The organism is Flavobacterium adhaerens, from assembly GCF_040045115.1.
In the GTDB taxonomy this organism is placed as follows: Bacteria; Bacteroidota; Bacteroidia; order Flavobacteriales; family Flavobacteriaceae; genus Flavobacterium; species Flavobacterium adhaerens.
Genome location: NZ_JBDLZX010000002.1, coordinates 160,120 through 176,675 on the forward strand (window position 1 = coordinate 160,120; position 16,556 = coordinate 176,675).

Sequence of the window (16,556 nt, forward strand, 5' to 3'; positions counted from 1 at the left end):
GTAATCTAATGTTGAGTAACAGCAAATATAATTATCCGAAAAAACTATCAATAGTTAGATTTTTTTTAGACGCCGAAAAAGTACGTAGAAACCCAATTCCTATTCATAAACAGTATTTTGAAAAGTTAGGAGATACTTTTTCGGTAAGAATTGGTTTTACTTCGCATTTGATATTGTCTAGAGATAATGATTTTGCTTTGCATATTTTACAAAAAAACCATAAGAATTATCATAAATCAAGACTTCAAACGGTTTATTTAGCAAAGTATGCTGGTCGAGGTTTGCTCACCTCGGATGGAGATTTTTGGTTAAAACAAAGAAGATTGATTCAACCAGCATTTCACAAACAAAAAATGAATGCGTTGGTAGAAAATATGAGTTTAATTATAGATTCTCAATTGGATAATTTGTTTGCAGATAAACCAGTTAATGTTTTTCCAATAATGAGTCAATTGGCTTATACAGTTGTTGCTAAATCATTATTCCACCTTTCTATTTCGGAAGAAAAGCTTCAAAGGATAAAATTTATTATTGATGAAATTCAGAATTTTTTAATTAAAGAAATTAGACTTCCTCATAAAGCTTTATGGTTTTCATTGAGTGGTCAAGTAAAGAAACATCTTGAATTGGCTTCTGAAAATAATAAAATCATTCATGAAATTATAGAAGAAAGAGCTGGATCTAATGAAGTAACCAATGATTTGCTCCAAATGCTTCTAGATACCCGATATGAGGATACTGGAGAAGGAATGACCGTAACACAATTGATAGATGAAATTAAGATTCTCTTCACAGCAGGTTATGAGACAACTGCAAATGCTTTAACTTTTACTCTTTATCTTTTAGCAAAATATCCTAATATCCAAGCTAAAGTGTATGATGAGATAGTGGGAATTGAAGCTGAAACAGCTATTGCGGTAGAACAATTGCAAAAAATGACTTACATCAATGCTGTTGTAAATGAGTCAATGCGTTTGTATCCCCCAGCTTGGATTACAGATAGACAAAATATTGTTGATGATACTATTGGTACTTATCATATAAAAAAGGAGACACTTGTTGGTATTTCGTTTTATGAATTACATCGGAATCCTAAATATTGGATAAATCCTGACGAGTTTAATCCAGAACGTTTTTTAGGGGACCAAAAAAGACATTCGATGCAATATTTTTACCCTTTTGGAGCAGGACCAAGAATGTGCATTGGAATTGGTTTTGCTGTGTATGAAATAGGGTTGACCATTTATAAAATCATAAAAAAATACAAAGTAAAGCCTATTAGCGGAGATGTTGTATTCAATCCGTTGGTAACTTTAAAACCGGTAGGAGTTGAAGTTTTATTTTCTAAAAGATGATAACAAATTCTAAAGAAAAATATTCAAAATTTATAAAAGATGAGGCAATACGTCTTGGTTTTTTGTCATGCGGTATTTCTAAAGCTGGTTTTCTTGAAGAGGAAGCACCGCGATTAGAAAATTGGCTAAAGAAGCAAATGAATGGTCAAATGTCTTACATGGCGAATAATTTTGATAAGAGATTAAATCCTACCTTGTTGGTTGATGATGCTAAAAGTGTTGTTTCGCTTTTATTAAATTATTATCCTTCAGAACTTCAAAGTCCAGATTCTTATAAAATTTCGAAGTATGCTTATGGGCAAGATTACCATTTTGTCATTAAAGAAAAACTGAATGAATTGCTTTTTTCTATACAACAAAACATTGGAGCGGTTTCAGGTCGAGCTTTTGTCGATTCTGCTCCTGTTTTAGACAAGGCATGGGCTGCCAAAAGTGGCTTAGGTTGGATTGGAAAAAATAGTAATTTATTGACTCAAAAAGTAGGTTCTTTCTATTTTATAGCTGAACTTATTATTGATTTGGATTTAGAATACGATCAGGCTGTTACAGATCATTGTGGTTCCTGTACTGCTTGTTTAGATGCCTGCCCAACTCAGGCAATTGTTGCTCCTTATGTTGTGGATGGGAGCAAATGTATTTCGTATTTTACTATTGAACTCAAAGAGAATATTCCATCAGAAATGAAAGGAAAATTCGATGATTGGGCTTTTGGTTGCGATGTTTGTCAGGATGTTTGTCCTTGGAATCGATTTTCTAAACCGCATTCCGAACCTCTATTAACAGCAAATTCTGAATTGCTTTCGATGTCCAAAAAGGATTGGTTAGAAATTACTGAAGAAACTTTTAGAAAAGTCTTCAAAGATTCTCCACTTAAACGATCAAAATTTTCTGGATTAAAAAGAAATATTCTTTTTTTAGAATAGATAGGAGTTTTATCTTTTGTCTATAAATTGTAATTTTTTTTCAAATATTTGTTTATTAGTGTTTTGTGTGTGTTTTTTGTTAATGATTGAGTTTAATTTATAATTCAAACATAAACTGTTTTAATCTATGATTTATTCGCAAACATTTTTCAAAAAACATTTTTCTTTTTCCTCAAATTGAGTAGTTATACTGATTATTGATAAGTTTTTTGAGGTCTGATTTTGTGTTTCGTACCTTTTTTTTTTCTAAATTTAACTTTCTAAAATTTATCTATTATGACTGTAAATCAGATACTAATAAAGAAAGGAGCGGGTGTTTTTTCTGTAAATTCGACTAATACTGTATTCGAAGCATTGAAAGTTATGGGTGAAAAGAACATAGGGGCTATACTTGTTATTGACGATGGAATTTTGAAAGGAATTTTGTCAGAGAGAGATTATGCAAGGAAAATTGTTTTAAAAGATAAATCTTCAAAGAAAACACCAGTCAGTGAGATTATGGCTAGTGAAGTAGTAACTGTTAAATCTTCGGATGATTTAGAATTTTGTATGGAATTAATGAGTGGACGAAGAATCAGACATTTACCAGTGATTGAAAATGACAAAGTAATCGGACTAGTCTCTATTGGAGATGTTGTAAAATCAATTATAGAAATTCAAAAAGAAACCATCAAACATTTAGATTCTTATATTTCGAGATAATAGTTGGATAATAGTTTGATAATAGTTTGATAATAGTTTGATAATAGTTTTTATAGTAAAATAGTTGCATTAATAAGTGCAACTATTTTTTTTTTGAGATTTAAATGAATGAAATAAATATAAGAAAAGGATAATATAATTGTGTCTGTTTTATAGGAACTCTGTTATCTTTGCTTTTTATAAAAATATAACAAAATGGACAAAAATAGTAAAAGAAGTGAAGCGTTATTGTATCACGAGAAACCAACTCCAGGAAAAATACAAGTAGTCCCTACTAAAAAATATGCAACACAAAGAGATCTGTCATTAGCTTATTCTCCAGGGGTTGCAGAGCCATGTTTGGAAATTGCGAAAGATATTGATGATGTTTATAAATATACAGCAAAAGGAAACTTAGTTGCTGTAATAACAAACGGTACAGCAGTTTTAGGTTTAGGAGATATTGGACCAGAAGCTTCAAAACCTGTTATGGAAGGAAAAGGTTTGTTGTTTAAGATATTTGCAGATATAGATGTTTTTGATATAGAGATCGGGACAAAAGATGTTGAAGAGTTTATTCAAACTGTAAAAAACATTGCGCCTACTTTTGGAGGAATTAATTTAGAAGACATAAAGGCGCCAGAATCTTTCGAAATCGAGAGAAGATTGATAGAGGAACTTAATATTCCCGTAATGCATGACGATCAACATGGAACAGCTATCATCTCTGCGGCAGCCTTAATTAACGCCTTAGAATTAGCTAATAAAAAAGCCGAAAATGTAAAAATGGTTGTTTCAGGAGCTGGCTCTGCTGCAATTGCTTGTGCAGATTTATATGTTTTGTTAGGTGTCAAAAGAGAAAATATTTTAATGTATAACAGCAAAGGTCTTTTGACTAAAGACAATCCAAATTTGTCTGATTTACAACAAAAATATGCTGTAGAAGGCCCTTCAGTTAGTTTAGAGGACGCTTTAAAAGGAGCAGATGTTTTTATTGGATTATCAACTGGAAATATAATGTCTGCAGAGATGTTGCTTTCTATGGCAGACAGCCCTATTGTATTCGCAATGGCAAATCCAGATCCTGAAATTGCTTATAATCTTGCTGTGGAAACTCGTAAAGATGTAATTATGGCTACAGGACGTTCCGATCATCCTAATCAAGTGAATAATGTACTTGGATTTCCCTATATATTTAGAGGTGCATTAGATGTACGTGCTACCAAAATTAATGAGGCTATGAAAATGGCTGCAGTAAAATCACTTGCAGCACTTGCCAAAGAAAATGTTCCAGAACAGGTTAATATAGCTTATGGTGCAACAAAATTAGGTTTTGGTAGAGAGTATATTATCCCTAAACCTTTTGATCCAAGATTGATCTCAGAGGTTGCTCCAGCTGTGGCCAAAGCCGCCATGGAGTCAGGAGTTGCTTTGAATCCTATAACCGATTGGGAAAAATACAAAGAGGAGTTAATGGAGCGTTTGGGGAACGATAACAAAATGGTTCGATTAATTACCAATAGAGCCAAAACCGATCCTAAAAGAATTGTTTTTGCCGAAGCAGAACAATTAGACGTATTGAAGGCTGCGCAAATTGTACATGAAGAAGGAATTGGTCATCCAATTTTGTTGGGTAATAAAGAAGCAATTTTAGAATTAAAAGAAGAACTTGGTTTTGATGCTGATGTTTTAATTGTTGATCCAAAATTAGATGAAGAACAAGCCAGAAGAGAAAAGTTTGCTAAAGAATTCTGGGAGACTAGAAAGAGAAGTGGAGTTTCTTTGTATGATGCAGAGAAGTTTATGCGCGAACGAAACTATTTTGCTGCCATGATGGTCAATACTGGTGAGGCCGATAGTATGATTTCTGGGTATTCTAGAAGTTATCCGTCTGTAGTGAAGCCATTGTTGCAAATAATAGGGAAGTCTCCTAATGCATCATTAGTTGCGACAACTAATATAATGATGACGGCAAGAGGACCGATGTTTCTTTCTGATACTGCAATAAACATTAATCCAACTGCAGAAGAATTGGCCAAAATTGCTGTAATGACATCGAATACAGTAAAAATGTTCGGAATGGAACCCGTGATTGCTATGGTTTCTTATTCTAACTTTGGCTCTTCGTCAAATATCAGTGCAACCAAAGTGAAAGAAGCTGTGGCTTATCTGCATAAAAATCATCCTGAAATAATTGTTGATGGAGAACTTCAAGCCGATTTTGCGTTGAGTCCAGATATGTTGGCAAAAAAATTCCCTTTCTCTAAATTGGCTGGCAAAAAAGTAAATACGTTGATCTTTCCTAATTTAGAATCAGCAAATATTACGTATAAGCTGATGAAAGAATTGAACAAAGTTGGGTCGATAGGGCCAATTATGATGGGAATGAAACACCCTGTTCATGTTGTTCAATTAGGGGCTAGTGTAGAAGAAATGGTAAATATGGCTGCAATTTCAGTAATTAATGCTCAAGAAAATAGTATGAGATTGAATAGGAAATAAACAAAAGTTGATCCGATAAATTAAATTTGAGATTTTAAGGTTAAAGGCGTTTTAAGGGGTTTAATATAACAATGTATTCCCCGTTAGTAACAATGCCTTTGTCTTTTAATCTCAAATTTTATTATATTTGGGCTTATAATATATTTATGATCGCACATTTACAAGGGAAGCTAGTAGAGAAGACCCCAACAGAAGTAGTTATTGATTGTAATGGAGTTGGATATCATGTAAATATATCTTTACATACATACTCATTACTTCCAGAAGCAGATTTTATAAAGTTGTTTACTTATCTTCAAATTAAAGAAGATGCACATACATTATTTGGTTTTGTCGAAAAATCGGAAAGAGAAATTTTTAAAATGTTATTATCCGTTTCTGGTATTGGAGCTGGAATTGCTCGTACAATGCTTTCTTCACTAGAACCCAAACAAATAATAAATGCAATTGCAGCAGGTGATGTTGCTACCATTCAAAAAATAAAAGGAATTGGTGGTAAAACTGCACAACGAGTTATTCTTGATTTAAAAGAAAAAATGTTAAAATTGTATGATTTGGATGAAGTATCATTTATTCAAAACAATACAAACAAAGATGAAGCGTTATCTGCACTAGAAGTACTCGGTTTTGTTCGAAAGGCTTCCGAAAAAGTGGTAGAGAAAATAGTAAAAGATGATCCTGAGGCTACTGTTGAAACCATAATAAAAAGAGCTTTAAAAAATTTATAAGAGGTTTTAGAAACCTAATAGATATGCATAAAATCTACGTTTTTTTGCTGGTATTACTTTGTGGCTTTGTGTCTCGAGCTCAAGATCAAGGAGTTGTACAAGATACGGTTAAGAAAGGGTATGATGTAGGGAAATTGCAATTGGCAAACCCAAAGAGCATATCGTCTGCATATACCTATGATCCTGTTACAGATACTTATGTCTATACAAGCTCTATAGACGATTTTAATATTAATTATCCAATTGTTTTAACTCCCGAAGAATACGAAAAATTGATGCTGAAAGAGTCAATGAACCAGTATTTTGCGAAAAAATTGGATGCTATCGATGGTAATAAAGAAGGAAGCGATAAAGCAAAGAAAGATTTATTACCAAGGTACTATGTGAGATCGGGACTTTTTGAATCTATTTTTGGAAGCAATACTATCGATGTAAAACCAACTGGATCAATCGAAATTGATTTAGGTGTTTTATATACAAAACAAGATAATCCAGCATTTTCTCCAAGAAACAGAACCAATACATCATTCGATTTTAATCAACGAATTAGTATGAGTTTATTGGGGAAAGTTGGAACACGACTTCAGGTAAATGCAAATTTTGATACACAATCTACTTTTGCTTTCCAAAATTTATTAAAATTAGAATACACTCCCGAAGAAGATGATATCGTCCGAAAAGTAGAAGTAGGTAATATAAGTATGCCACTAAATAGCACTTTGATTCAAGGAGCACAAAGTTTATTTGGGGTAAAAACAGAATTACAGTTTGGAAAAACCACTGTAACTGGAGTTTTTTCAGAACAAAAATCGCAAGCCAAAAGTGTAACTGCGCAAGGAGGAGGAACCATTCAAGAATTTGAAATGTATGGGTTGGATTATGATAGTGATAGACACTTTTTCTTATCTCAATATTTTAGAGCTAAATATGACGAAGCGCTAAAAGATTATCCTTTTATTAATTCTAGAGTTCAAATAACCCGTATCGAAGTTTGGGTAACCAATCGACAAAATAGAGTAAATGCTACTAGCAATAATTTAAGAAATATAATAGCACTACAAGATTTAGGTGAATCACAAATAACGGGTTTACCAGATAATAAAGTGGTTGTGTTAAACCCTTCTACAGGGATGTTTGTTAATCCAGCCAACTCACCTACGGATAATACTAATAACTTATATAATCCTGCTCTGATAACTAATAATACCGGTTATCTGAATAGTAATATTCGTGAAATTGTAACGGCAAGTTCTGGATTTTCGTCTGCAATTACTGTTAGTGAAGGTCAAGATTATGCCAAATTAGAAAACGCAAGAAAACTATTATCTACCGAGTACACTTTCAATGCTCAGTTGGGTTATATTTCATTGCAACAAAAATTAGCCAATGACGAAATTTTGGCTGTGGCATATCAATATTCTGTTGGAGACAAAATTTATCAAGTAGGGGAATTTGGAAACGATGGTGTAGAAGCAACAGTTGTTAATGGTAGTCAATCTTCTCAAACAGTTGTTTCGCAAACATTGGTTTTGAAAATGCTAAAAAGTAGTTTGACCAATATTACCAATCCAGTTTGGAATTTGATGATGAAAAACATCTATCAAATTCAGGGGGCTTATCAATTATCGCAAGAAGATTTTAGAATGAATATCTTGTATAAAAATCCTTCGGCCTTAAATTATATTACTCCAGTCACCGGTACTCCATTTCCGAGTAATCCTACACCTGAAAATACAATCGAAAATACAACATTACTGAGAGTTCTTAATGTTGATAAATTAAATTACAATAATGATCCACAAACTGGTGGAGATGGATTTTTTGATTTTATCTCTGGAATGACAGTAGATACTCAAAACGGGCGGCTGATTTTTACTACCAAAGAACCTTTTGGGGAATTATTGTTCTCTAAATTAAAAACACCAGGATCAACAGAAGACTATAATGATGTTACAACCTATAACGCTAATCAAAAAAAATATGTGAATCCGTATATGTACCGTGTTACACAAGCTGGTGCAATACAATACCCCGAAGTGAACAAGTTTCTTTTGAAAGGAAAATACAAATCTGTTGGTAGCGATGGAATATCGATAGGGGCATTTAATGTTCCGATAGGATCAGTTAAGGTGACTGCAGCTGGAAGAGTTTTAGTAGAAGGTGTTGATTATAGTGTGAATTATCAATTAGGGAAAGTTCAAATTCTAGATCCATCTTTGCAGGCATCTAATACACCAATTGAAATTTCATTAGAAAACAACTCGGTATTCGGGCAACAAACTAGAAGGTTTTTTGGGGTAAATGTAGATCATTTAATCTCAGAGAATTTTATGGTTGGGGCCACCTTTTTGAATTTGAGAGAAAAACCATTTACCCAAAAATCGAGCTATGGCCAAGAATCAGTTAACAACAGTATTTTTGGATTTCATGGTAATTATTCTTCACAAGTTCCATTTTTTACTCGTTTAGTAAATAAATTACCCAATATCGATACAGATGCGCCTTCGAATATTTCGATAAGCGGCGAATTTGCCTATTTGATGCCCAATGCGTCCGATGGTGATAAATTTGAAGGAGAATCTACAATTTACGTAGATGATTTTGAAAGTTCTCAAGCCACAATAGATTTGCGTTCCCCATATTCGTGGACATTGTCTTCGACACCCGAAAACAACACCAATAGTCCGTATGATTTTAATGGAAATTTAAATGGACTGGACTATGGTTATAAAAGAGCTAAACTTTCTTGGTACACGATAGATCCTGTTTTCTATACCTCTAAGCCATCTGGTATCTCTAATGATGATTTATCTACAAATGCGACACGAAGAGTCTATAGCGAAGAGTTGTATCCTCTAACTGATATTGTTCAAGGGCAGTCCCTTGTTGTGAGTACTTTGGATTTGAGTTATTATCCAAAAGAGCGAGGGCCTTATAATAATAATTTGAATGTTGATAGTGCACCTACCGAAAATTTTGGAGGTATTATTAGATCATTAGCAGCAACCAATTTTGAGCAAAGTAATGTCGAGTATATCCAGTTTTGGGTAATGGATCCCTATGTGGGAGAAGGAAAGACTGCAAATTCGAATTCTGGTAAAATTTACTTTAATCTAGGTGAAATCTCCGAAGATGTTTTAAAAGATGGGCGAAAAGTATATGAAAACGGTTTTGGATCAGATCAGGTTTTGGTAAATCCAGCACCAGTTTGGGGTAATGCTCCAGCTTCACAATCATTGATTTATGCATTTGATAACAACGAAAGCAATCGTGTGGCTCAAGATATAGGTTTTGATGGTCTTTCATCGACACAAGAAGCAACGGTTTATAATAATTATGCTTCCGAAGCGGATCCTGCTGGAGATGATTATGTTTATTATCTCAACACAGATGGAAACGTACTTGATCGCTATAAAAATTATAATGGGGTAGAGAACAACTCAACCATCAATGTCGATTCGGCCAATAGAGGTTCAACAACTCTTCCAGATGTTGAGGATGTAAATAGAGATAACACAATGAATACTATCAATGCTTATTATGAATACAGTATTGATATGAAGCCTGACATGGAAGTCGGCCAAAATTATATTTCGGATATACGAAATACAGTAGTTACTTTGGCAAATGGAACGACTACCGAATCTAGATGGATACAGTTTAAAATTCCAATTTCTCAACCTGAAAACACAATTGGAACTATTTCAGATTTTAGATCCATTCGTTTTATGAGAATGTTTATGACCAATTTTACCGATCAGGTTACCTTGCGTTTTGGTGCTTTAGACCTGATTCGTGGCGAATGGAGACGTTATGAAAACTCTTTGGATCCGAATGATGCAACTATAAATGACGATGGAACTATTTTTGAAACGGCATCAGTTAATATTGAAGAAAATTCTAGTAGATGTCCTGTAAATTATATCAGTCCCCCAAGTGTTCAAAGAGAGCAATTGTATAATAATAATACTGTAATCAATCAGAATGAACAATCGTTATCGATGCGAGTTTCTGGTAACGGATTAGAACCTTTGGATGGGCGTGGTGCCTTTAAAAGTTTTAATATTGATATGCGTCAGTATAATAAACTTAAAATGTTTTTACATGCCGAATCATTGCCTGGTGAGATTGAATTGAAAGACGATCAAATGGTAGCATTTATACGTATTGGTGCCGATTATTCTACTGATTTTTATCAAATCGAAATTCCATTAAAGGTAACTGCAACTTCATCTACTTCTACAGATAAAAATTGTTCACCCATTAACGCAGATTTGGTTTGGCCATCTGAAAACGAGATCGATTTGGCACTGGAATTATTAACCCAATTAAAATTAAAATATTTAAAAGTAGATAAGACAACCTTACCGGATGACGGAATTTATTATTCTGATGATGACCCAGATGTAGAAGATGGTGACGGAGATTCAAACTTGCGATTGGGGATAAAAGGAAATCCTAATTTAGGTTTGATTAGGAATATTATGCTTGGTGTTAAGAGTAACGAACAACATCAGGATATAAAAGGGGAAGTTTGGTTCAACGAGCTTCGTTTGGCCAATATGGATAATAAAGGCGGTATGGCTGCTTTGTTAAATATTGATACAAATTTTGCCGACCTGGCCACAGTTTCCTTTAGCGGTAATATGAAAACGTTTGGTTTCGGAACAATAGAGCAAGGCCCAAATGAAAGGAGTAGAGAGGATATTCAGCAATATAATATCGTTACCAATATCAATTTAGGAAGGTTTTTGCCTAAAAAATGGGGGGTGAGTTTGCCTTTTAATTATTCTATTGGTGAAGAAATCATTACTCCAGAATATGATCCTTATTATGAAGATATTAAGTTGAAACAAGTTTTGGATAATGCTGAAACCGATGAGGAAAGAAAATCAAAATTAACTCAGGCTATAGATTATACTAAGCGTAAGAGCATCAATCTAATTGGTGTTCGTAAAGATCGTTTGCCAGAGAAGAAATCTCAACCTTATGATGTAGAAAATTTTACTTTTTCTCAATATTATAATGAGGTAGAGAGCCACGATTTTGAAATTGAAAAGAATATCGATCAACAATCAAGAACAACTTTAGATTATGCTTATAATTTTCAATCAAAATCTGTTGAACCTTTTCAAAAATCAAAATTCACTAAAAAAAGCAGTTATTGGAAGTTTTTGAGCGATCTGAATTTTAATTATTTACCTTCAAATTTGACTTTCAATACCAATGTTGTTCGACAAAATATCAAACAACAATATAGACAAGTTGAAGATATTGGTATCGGATTCGAACCAATGTATAGAAGGAATTTTGGATTTAATTACCAATATGGATTTAATTTTAATTTGACCAAATCTTTAAAAATTAATTATACCGGTGCCTCAAGGAATTTGGTAAAAAATTACCTAGATGAGTTTGATGAGCCTATGGACAATGTTACAATTTGGGATGGTTATTTTGATATTGGTAATCCTAATTATCATATGCAACAGTTTGTTTTGAATTATGAAATACCATTAAACAAAATTCCAATTTTTAGTTTCATTAAGGCTAATTATTCTTACACGGGAGATTATAGTTGGCAAAAATCTTCAGATGCTTTAAATGAAATTGAAATAGGCGGAGTGTCTTATGATTTAGGAAATACTGTTCAAAATGCTAAGACAAGTATTTTGAACGCAACTTTTAATATGGAAACGCTATATAAATATTTAGGCCTTACTAAAGGGACAACCAACGCAAAACCCAAATCGACAGCCCCTCCAAAACCAGGTGAGAAAATCGTAAAAGCGAATCCAGTAAAAAGTAGTAATCGTAGTGAGTTCGTGGATGGATTAATTGGAGTACTGACAAGTGTAAAAAATGTTCAGTTGAGTTTCAATGAAAATCAAGGAACAGTTTTACCAGGTTATACACAAAGTGTTGGTTTCTTTGGATCATCAAAACCTACTTTGGGATTTGTTTTTGGTAGTCAAAAAGATGTTCGTTATCAAGCGGCCAAGAATGGTTGGCTAACAACCTATTATGAGTACAATCAAAATTATGCAACAGTAAACAATCAAACGTTTAAGGGTTCTGCAAATTTAGAAGTAATACCAGATCTTAAAATTGATTTGTTGGCAGATCGTTCACTTTCAGAAAATCACTCTGAACAGTACGATGCATCTACAGGAGTATATAAACCGTTGTCACCGTACAATTCTGGAATATTTTCGATCTCGACTGTCTTAATTAAAACTTCTTTTTCAACGAGTGACGCAACAAGATCAACGGCTTTCGATCAATTTAGAAGCAATAGACTTACTGTTGCAAACAGGTTGGCTGTCGAAAGAGGAATTGATATTACCGATCCTGCCAATCTTGATGAAAAAGGATTCCCTTTAGGTTATTCGAGTTCTAGTCAAGCCGTTTTGTTGCCTTCGTTTTTGGCTGCTTATACAGGTACAAGTGCCGAGAAGGTTTCGTTTGATCTTTTCAAAAATTTCCCTATACCCAATTGGGCTATTCGATATAATGGGTTAATGCGATATGAGTTTTTTAAGAAAAGATTTAAACGATTCTCTCTTCAACAAAATTATAGAGCTTCTTATACTGTTAATTCTTTTACTTCAAATTATAATTATACAAATAACCCAAATGGTTTAGATGAGAGTGGTAATTATTACAGTCCAACCATTATGTCTAATGTTACCTTAGTCGAACAATTTAATCCATTAATTAAAGTGGATTTTGAATTAAAAAATTCTTTTAAATTGTTGACACAAATTAACAAAGACAGAGCTTTGTCTATGAGTTTTGATAATAATTTGTTGACCGAAGTGCACGGTGTTGAGTATGTGGTTGGATTGGGTTATCGTATAAAAGATGTAACTTTCTCTTCGAAACTAGCCGATAATCCAACTGGAATTATAAAGAGTGACATTAATATCAAAGCCGATTTAACCTTTAGAGATAACGAAACCATCGTACGTTATTTAGATTATGATAACAATCAATTGGGAGGAGGACAAAATATTTGGACTTTAAATGCAACAGCTGATTATTCGTTGAGTAAAAATCTTACTATAATATTTTATTACAATCATTCTTTTTCGGAGCCAGTTATTTCTACCTCATATCCTTTGACTAATATTAGTTCAGGTTTTACATTTAGGTATAATTTTGGGAATTAATTTTTCGAAAATCTAATTCTTATTTCTGTATAAGATTGTTACATTTGTGCAAAAAATAAATATTAATTATCAATTATCATTTTATGAGCATACCAGCAAATTTAAAATACACAAAAGATCACGAATGGGTTAGTCTTGAAGGAGATATCGCGACTGTAGGAATTACACATTTTGCGCAAAAAGAGTTAGGTGATATTGTTTATGTTGAAGTAGAAACTTTAGATCAAACTTTGGATAAAGATGAAGTTTTTGGTACTGTTGAAGCGGTAAAAACGGTTTCTGACTTGTTTCTTCCATTGTCTGGAGAAATTATCGCTTTTAATGATGCATTGGAGAGTACACCTGAAAGCGTAAATGCAGATCCTTATGGAGACGGATGGATGATAAAAGTTAAGATTTCTAATCCTTCTGAAGTTGAACAATTGCTTTCTAGTGAAGCTTATAAAGAACTTATTGGTGCCTAAATTTTTTCTGTTTTTAGTTGCTATAATATGGGCAGGTTGCATTACCTATTTTTGTTTGATAAAAGCTAGTGCAATACCTGTTGTAAGTATTCCAAATATTGACAAATGTATTCATGCATTTTTTTATTTTGTACTTACTTTTCTTTGGTTTCTTTTTTTTTATAAGCAACTAAAACTCGATTCAATATTTAAACCATTGTTGTTTTCCTTTATGGTTTCCTTTTTTTTTGGAATACTAATAGAGATTTTGCAACAAACTTTTACAACAACAAGACAAGCTGATGCCTTAGATGTTGTGGCAAATTTAGTTGGTGCAGGATTGTCAGTTATTGCGACACAACTTTGTTACAACAAGAATCTTTTAGATTCAATTTTAAAAAAATAATTCCCACTTCGGTGGGTTTTTTTGTTTCTATTGGTTTTTTGAATTTAATTTGTAATTTATGAATGTAAAATAAAACAGTCATTGAAAAACCAACAGGGATGTCTCAACCCAATCTATATGGCTTTTTAGAGTTTTACTTATGCCCGAGATTGATATATAAATAATAATGATAAAAAAAGGTTTAGTTTTTCTTTTAATTTTTTCTGCATTTGTGCTAAAAGCTCAAACTCCAGTTGCTCATACATCTGATTTTTCTGTAGAACGTTTTCCAGTTTTTTTAAGTTGCAAAGATTTACAACGAGAAGAGTTGAAGAATTGTTTTTATAACGAAGTGCAACAGTTGGTGTATCGTAATTTTCAAGTTCCCGAAAATTTAAAACAAAATCAATACCAAGGAACGATCAATGTGTTGTTTGAAGTCGATTCTAATGGAAAGTTCAAAGTCTTATATGTGAATTCTGACAATGAAGAATTGGTAACCGAAACCAAACGTGTTTTTGGGAATTTTCCAACAATAGATCCACCTACTTATAATGGAAATCCAACCTATTCTAAGTTTAATTTGAATATCGCGATCCCATTGTTGTCTCCAGATGAGATTAAGAAAGCGGCTGCCATTAAAAATGAAAACATTAATATCAATGCAGGATTGACCGAATTGGATAGTATTGTTTATAAAAAATTTAATAATCCACAATTTGAAAGTCATTTGAGTATTCCTTTTTCTCATAGTTATTATGCTCAATTTGATGCGGCAATAAATAGAATAGGAAGCAATAACCACACAGCATCAAAACCATATACTTATGCCGAAGTTAAAAAGTATTATGACTTCCAAAAAGTTAATGCGGATTTGATGAAAAACAAAACGAGTTGGTTAGGCCGAAAAACATGGAACGAAAATTTAGCACAAATTCAAGGGGAGGATTATTGGTTCGCATTGAATTTTCTGTTTAATGTTCAAGCTGGAATATCAAATCCAAGTTCTTACGATTATACGTATGTCAATACAAGAGCTTTAAATTTTAAGGGAGGAATTGGTTCTCGTCTTAATTTTACAACTACATTCTATGAAAGTCAAGGACGTTTTGCCGACTATTATAATGCCTATGCGAATTCAATTAAGCCTTCAGGTGGAAATCCAGCCATTATTCCAGGTATCGGAATTGCTAAAGAATTTAAAACTGATTCTTATGATTTTCCTTTGGCAGATGCTAATATTACCTATAATGCTGCTAAATTTTTAGACTTGCAGTTAGGGTATGGGAAAAATTTTATTGGTGATGGTTACCGTTCGCTAATGTTGAGCGATGGGGCAAGTCCGTATCCTTTTTTTAAAATTGATCTTAATTTCTGGAAGATAAAATACACAGTAGATTATATGTGGCTAAAGGATGTTCGTCCTGATGTTACTGTTGATAAAACCTATGCCTCAAAATACGCAGTGAATCATTATTTGAGTTGGAATGTTTCTAATAGATTGAATTTAGGTTTTTTTGAATCTGTAATTTGGACAAATTCTAACGGAAGAGGTTTTGATGCAAATTTTATTAATCCAATTGTGTTTTATCGAGCAGTCGAGTTTACTTCTTCTTCCAGAAGTGGAAATGCTCTTTTGGGGCTGACTTCAAAATATAAGTGGAGCAATCAAGTGAATCTTTATGGTCAATTGTTAATTGATGAGTTTTCTACTGGCGATATTGTATCAGGAGAAGGGAGTTGGAAAAATAAATTAGGTTATCAATTAGGGGCTAAATATTTTAATGCATTCAATGTTCAAAATTTAACCATGCAGCTGGAGTATAATCATGTTCGCCCTTATGTGTATTCCCATAGTGAACCAATTACTAATTACGGGCATAATAATCAAAGCTTAGGGCACCAGTGGGGAGGAAATTTTGAAGAATTGGTTTTGTTAGGTTATTATAATAAAAATAGACTTTATGCGAATGCGAAATTTACCCTAGGAACTCGTGGTTTTGATTTTGATACAGAAACAGATGATCTTAATTACGGACAAAATATATATAAAGATTATGATGACAAGAGACCTTATGATAGCGGGGTCAAAGTAGGTCAGGGTAATAAAACGAATGTTTTTATTTCTGAGGTTCAAGTTGGATATCTTGTAAATCCAGCTACAAACTTTAAGTTCTTTGGTAATTTTTTATATCGAAATTTTAATCCAACTGCTACTACGGCTACTGTTTTTAAAGAACAGACATCTTGGTTTACTATAGGATTTAGATCAGATGTGTTCAATTGGTATTTTGATTATTAATGTTTTTTCTCTGATAGGAGAGCTTTAATAAGTATTTATTGAGAATTGATTGAAAAACAGTAACT

At 33.0% G+C, this 16,556-nt stretch carries 9 protein-coding genes; all 9 read left to right on the forward strand.

Annotated features, from left to right (window positions below; genetic code table 11):
* Positions 1-8 precede the first annotated feature (8 nt).
* The 9 genes from ABEB18_RS03385 (at position 9) to ABEB18_RS03425 (ending at position 16,491) form a co-directional block, all read left to right on the forward strand.
* The gene (locus ABEB18_RS03385; protein ID WP_348797638.1) at positions 9-1,355 is read left to right on the forward strand and encodes a cytochrome P450; all 1,347 of its coding nucleotides are present in this window, start codon (positions 9-11) and stop codon (positions 1,353-1,355) included.
* Entirely contained in the window at positions 1,352-2,278 is a 927-nt protein-coding gene (gene queG / locus ABEB18_RS03390) for a tRNA epoxyqueuosine(34) reductase QueG (protein ID WP_348797639.1), read from the forward strand. Before ABEB18_RS03385 ends, queG begins: the two co-directional genes overlap by 4 nt.
* Before the next feature lie 276 nt (positions 2,279-2,554).
* Positions 2,555-2,980, forward strand: coding sequence for a CBS domain-containing protein (locus ABEB18_RS03395; RefSeq protein WP_348797640.1), 426 nt, complete (start codon positions 2,555-2,557; stop codon positions 2,978-2,980).
* 195 nt (positions 2,981-3,175) lie between these two features.
* A complete protein-coding gene (locus ABEB18_RS03400) occupies positions 3,176-5,461 on the forward strand; it encodes an NADP-dependent malic enzyme (RefSeq protein WP_348797641.1) in 2,286 nt (761 codons plus the stop codon).
* A 146-nt stretch (positions 5,462-5,607) separates the two neighbouring features.
* Complete coding sequence (gene ruvA, locus ABEB18_RS03405) at positions 5,608-6,189, forward strand: Holliday junction branch migration protein RuvA (protein ID WP_348797642.1); 582 nt, start codon at positions 5,608-5,610, stop codon at positions 6,187-6,189.
* Positions 6,190-6,212: 23 nt separating this feature from the next.
* On the forward strand, positions 6,213-13,361 hold the full coding sequence (gene sov / locus ABEB18_RS03410) for a T9SS outer membrane translocon Sov/SprA (RefSeq protein ID WP_348797643.1): 7,149 nt from the start codon (positions 6,213-6,215) through the stop codon (positions 13,359-13,361).
* An 83-nt stretch (positions 13,362-13,444) separates the two neighbouring features.
* The gene (gene gcvH / locus ABEB18_RS03415; protein WP_348797644.1) at positions 13,445-13,825 is read left to right on the forward strand and encodes a glycine cleavage system protein GcvH; all 381 of its coding nucleotides are present in this window, start codon (positions 13,445-13,447) and stop codon (positions 13,823-13,825) included.
* Complete coding sequence (locus tag ABEB18_RS03420; RefSeq protein ID WP_348797645.1) at positions 13,818-14,210, forward strand: VanZ family protein; 393 nt, start codon at positions 13,818-13,820, stop codon at positions 14,208-14,210. The genes gcvH and ABEB18_RS03420 overlap by 8 nt, the downstream gene beginning before the upstream one ends.
* A 166-nt stretch (positions 14,211-14,376) precedes the next feature.
* The gene (locus tag ABEB18_RS03425) at positions 14,377-16,491 is read left to right on the forward strand and encodes a gliding motility outer membrane protein RemB (protein ID WP_348797646.1); all 2,115 of its coding nucleotides are present in this window, start codon (positions 14,377-14,379) and stop codon (positions 16,489-16,491) included.
* Positions 16,492-16,556 lie beyond the last annotated feature (65 nt).